The organism is Candidatus Diapherotrites archaeon (assembly GCA_030688545.1).
Taxonomy (GTDB): domain Archaea; phylum Iainarchaeota; class Iainarchaeia; order Iainarchaeales; family VGJJ01; genus VGJJ01.
In genome coordinates this window covers 1-2,799 of record JAUYHT010000004.1, presented here as the reverse complement: position 1 = coordinate 2,799, position 2,799 = coordinate 1, and the positions used below count along the sequence as shown (strand labels likewise).

Genomic DNA, 2,799 nt, shown 5'->3' with positions numbered 1-2,799 from the left:
GGATGTGAATGCCTGCCGGGCCAACCAGACGTTTTCCTCCTGCTTTCCCGATGCCAATGTAAGCCAAGTAACCGCGGGCACTCCCATCCCTAACTCCGCTACTCCCGTGCACGGCCGCCGAATATTCTTCAAGCAACAACCTTCCTCCCAATGCACGGATACCTTATCCCCACCCGACAATTGGTTTGATCTATTTCACCGAGGGATAGACGCGCGCCTCCAGGGGTCGCCGGACGCCAATATTCAATTCGATGTGAATGTGGTGCCGGATGGCCCCTACTTTTGTGACCAGGACATTAAAGTCACCCTCACGGTATCCGCGAATACGGGGATAGGATTGCCTGTGGATGTCATGCTCGTGCTCAACCGCAATTCAACCATGAGTTATGGGGGGTATGCCCCCACCCCTGATGGGAGGGGAGTGGGGGTGTTGAATGGATATGCCTACCTAGCGAGCGGCTCCGGGGGTTTGCGCGTATTGGATGTGAATGAACCCGCCTACCCCATAGGGGTGGGAACATTTACCACGCCCGGTGTTCTTACTGATAGTGTGGGGGTGGGATCCTTTGCCTATGTTACCGTTGAAAACAAAGGATTGCTCGTCCTGGATGTAATTAACCCTGCCTCTCCTTTCCAGGTGGGGCAATTAAATCTCGTTGGCAAAGCCAATGGGATTGCGGGAGATGCCACTCGGGCCTATGTGGCGACGCAGACACGATTCTATATGATTAATACCACCACCAAATCCAATCCCCAAGTGATGGGATTCTCTCCCCTAACGGATGGTCGACGCGTACAAATTTATGGTTCCCATGCGTATGTCGCCGACGGGACCAATGGGTTTCGCATATTTGACATTAGTGGCAATGCCCCTGTCCAGGTAGGGGTATGCGGAACATCCCCCTGCGACCTCACCGGGAGTCCTGTTTACGATGTTTTTGTCCTTGGTTCCTATGCTTATGTTTCCAATGGGATGAATGGTTTGCGCATCGTGGATGTGAGCAATCCTTCCTCGCCCCAACTTATAGGGACGTTCAACACCCCTGGCACGGCCCGCGCCACCCGCTTGTCCGGCAATGCGGCGTATGTGGCAGACGAGAGCGCGATGATGGCTATTGATATCAGCAACCCCGCTGCCCCTCTACTCATTGACACGTATCCCACGCCCTACCGCTACACTGATTTAGAAATAGAGAACGAATGGGCCTATCTGACCACCGACTCTGGAATCAAGGGATTGATTACCATTCCCCTCGCTACCGGGCCAAAAATCAACCAGGCCCAAACCGCGGCCCATTCCTTCGTGGATTACAATGGGTGGAATACATCCACTGACCAATTAGGGTTGGTCACGTATGCCAGCCAAGCGTCGCTGGCCAGCCTCCTCACCAATGATTTCCCTTCCATCCATTCTCCCATCGACGCAATGACTGCCATCGGTCAAACCGCCACCTCGAGCGGGGTGCGCACGGCCACCGATGAACTGACGAGCCTCCGCCACAACCCCCTCGCCCTCAAATTCCAGGTCATGATGGCGGATGGGAAAGCCAACGCCGGGGGAAGCGTTCAGACGGCCGCTATCCACGCGGCCAACAATGACATTGTCATTTACACCGTGGGGTTTGGACGCGATGCGGATGAAGCGGAACTCACTAGTATTGCCACCATCACGGGGGGAAAATATTACTATGCGGAAGACCAGAATTCCCTCATCGATGTCTTCGATCAAATCGCCCGGGATATACGTACTATTTCATCCGACGCCAACCTTTTCGCCGCCTTCGACTCCGGCACCACCATCGTGGATGATGGGAACGGCACTGTTATGGGGGGCAACCTGGTCTTCGACATCAACGCGGACACCCCACCCCCGTGGAGCGTGACCTACACCTTCAACATCCCCTGCGCATCCCAATTAGCCTGCCAGACCCAAATCATTTCCATCCCCTCCCCAGGAACCTATTTCGAATACATCGACCTGAATGGAAATCCCGTGCGGGTGGATTGGAATGTGTTCGTGACGGACGTCTTTCATTTCAGGGATCTGAATATCAACATTCTATCCGGCGACCTCTTATCTCCTAATAACGTGGATCTCACGCTCGAAATCATGAGCGGGGGAACATTAGACGCCCCCGCCTCCGAAGTGCGTTTCTACCGCGGCCCGCCCACACAGAATGATGTGATTGGTTCCCATTCTGTTCCCCCGTTATGCGGTCAATTAAATCCCACCTGCCTCGCATTCGAATATGCGTTCACCCAAAACCTGGGAGCGGAAGGCGAACTGTACGCCGTCGTTAACCCGGATGGAACGATTCCCGAATGCGCGTACAATAATGAGGACGTGTTATTCTGTTATTATTCATCCGGGACACAATTCTATACCCTGGATTATTGGGCGTGGTTGCATGAATAAGCGCACCCATCAACGTGGGGTGCTATTCACCTTCCTCACCTTCCTCCTAGTGGGGGTGGTCATTTCTCTTGTGGTTTTCTCAGTGAATGTCAACCAACGCACGGCCCGCAACACCATCGACATCTCGGCGCTCAATGGCGATGAAACTAAGATAGGGGTAATGAAACATGCTATTTGAGAAGGGGTTCGCGTTCAGCGTGGACGTGGTGTTGGCTCTTATTTTAGTGGTTGGGATACTGGTTTTCAGCTCCCTCCCCACGCAACCCGCGACCCTCTTTGAAGAAAGGCGCATTACTGATCAGTATGTTGATGATTTATTTGTGGCGTTGGACCATTCGGGGTTTATCAGCCAGGAATTGGATGTGAATGGGTCCTCCCAATCC

Annotated in this window: 3 protein-coding genes; all 3 read left to right on the top strand. The window is 53.6% G+C overall.

The window, feature by feature from the left end; genetic code table 11:
* Nucleotides 1-2,416 (top strand): VWA domain-containing protein (locus Q8P05_02895; protein MDP2666421.1); only part of this gene is annotated, 2,416 nt, incomplete at its 5' end.
* Nucleotides 2,409-2,594 carry a hypothetical protein gene (locus Q8P05_02890; protein ID MDP2666420.1) on the top strand — a complete coding sequence of 62 codons (186 nt, stop codon included), beginning with the start codon at nt 2,409-2,411 and terminating at the stop codon, nt 2,592-2,594. The genes Q8P05_02895 and Q8P05_02890, both read left to right, overlap by 8 nt.
* Nucleotides 2,584-2,799: hypothetical protein (locus Q8P05_02885; protein ID MDP2666419.1), on the top strand; the 216-nt coding region annotated here is incomplete at its 3' end. The genes Q8P05_02890 and Q8P05_02885, both read left to right, overlap by 11 nt.

Excerpts from the sequence above, each read along its gene's own strand:
- Q8P05_02890 (MDP2666420.1), top strand. The coding sequence starts at position 2,409 with ATGAATAAGCGCACCCATCAACGTGGGGTGCTATTCACCTTCCTCACC.